The organism is Bacteroides sp. RTP31139st1_H2_RTP31139_211217 (assembly GCF_040227615.1).
Lineage (GTDB): Bacteria > Bacteroidota > Bacteroidia > Bacteroidales > Bacteroidaceae > Bacteroides > Bacteroides uniformis.
Map to the genome: position 1 here is coordinate 1 of NZ_JBCNZM010000349.1, position 1269 is coordinate 1269.

The 1269-nt window shown below is 56.7% G+C and carries 3 protein-coding genes and 1 pseudogene; all 4 read right to left on the reverse strand.

Annotated elements, in window-relative coordinates:
• Positions 1–269: hypothetical protein (locus tag ABUA47_RS24835; protein WP_349832301.1), on the reverse strand; the 269-nt coding region annotated here is incomplete at its 3' end.
• On the reverse strand, positions 266–472 hold the full coding sequence (locus tag ABUA47_RS24840) for a hypothetical protein (protein WP_349824439.1): 207 nt from the start codon (positions 470–472) through the stop codon (positions 266–268). The genes ABUA47_RS24840 and ABUA47_RS24835, both read right to left, overlap by 4 nt.
• A gap of 38 nt (positions 473–510) precedes the next feature.
• On the reverse strand, positions 511–999 hold the full coding sequence (locus tag ABUA47_RS24845; RefSeq protein WP_118027173.1) for a hypothetical protein: 489 nt from the start codon (positions 997–999) through the stop codon (positions 511–513).
• Between the two features lie 3 nt (positions 1000–1002).
• Positions 1003–1269 (reverse strand): annotated as a pseudogene (locus ABUA47_RS24850) (hypothetical protein); the annotation flags it as partial.

Here is a 1269-nt window from a genome sequence, read left to right on the forward strand (position 1 = left end):
GTGACCTGCACGGATTCCGATTCCTCCTGCAGCAGTTTCAGTTTGCCGCGCAATTCCTCAAGCTGCTTCTCCAGTGCATGGATCTGCGCGATATTGGCACTCTGGTCCAGATTGGGTGCAGCCGTCTCCCCGGCAAGGCGCAGCCTTTCCAGTTCAGCCTCCAGCAGCCTGACGGTATTACGCAGTTCCAGCGCCTCACGTTCGGCCTTGTTCATGCCGGGCGTGAGTTTGTCCTTCATCAAAAATTCAACTTCTACAGGTTTGCTCATTCCAGTTTGCTTTGAAAAAATCCTACTATATCGTTCGCTTCATCCTCGGCGCTGTGTTCCGGTTTGGAATCATCGTTTCCGCCTCCTTGCTTTTTTTCCACGTATCGCGGCGCGTCGTTCAGCATCAGTATCAGCGTCTGGTAATTCACACCGTCCAGAATGTAGTCCACACTCCAGCCCGTTGCACTCACTATCTGCCACACGAAGCCGAAAGGGCTATGGGAACCCTCATACCGGGTTCTTAACTCCCCTTCCTTGCCTGGCTCAGTCTCGGAGTCATCGGGTTCGCCCGCGCTGTCGAGCTGATAATACGCATAAAATCCTTCGTGCCCATCAGACGCTCGAATGTCCGGAACATAGCCGTCAGATAGCGCCACTCCACAAAGTTCCGCAGCACCCATGCCGTCACCCCGATACCCACGTGCCGCGACACGTAGCCCCGGCATACCGTATAGGCCAGCAGACGGCTCACGGCCTTGCCATGCTCCGCCACAAAGGCCAGTTCCTCGGCCTTGTCCTTCGGTTGCCAGTCGGGTTTGATACCCATCTTCAGATATTCCCTGGCCAACAATATCTGACCCCGCAGTCTCGGACGCTTCATCGTCACACGTACCTCCACCGGGCGTTTCAGCCACGGAAACTTCCACCTTTTAAGAGGAACGGACACGCCACTGTCAAGCAGTGCGTCCGCACACTCCATCTCTATCAGTTGTTCCAGCCGGTCAGCCATACGTTAGCCCTCCTCGGTTTGGAGCGATGCTGCAGCCGCGGCTTCCGCCGGCGGCAGCTTGTACTGCCCCCACTCGTCCGGTATTGCTTCCGTATCGAACACGCCGTAAGGCTGCGAACCGTCCTCCGGCATCGCCACTTCGAGCGTAACCTCTATCTTGGAGGTTTCTGTAAGGGTCAGCTTGCCTGCAGGATTGGAAAGCAGCGTGGCGTTGGGAATCAGTACGCTCTGTCCGGACACGAGGGAGAGTTCCCATGGTCCCTGCATGAC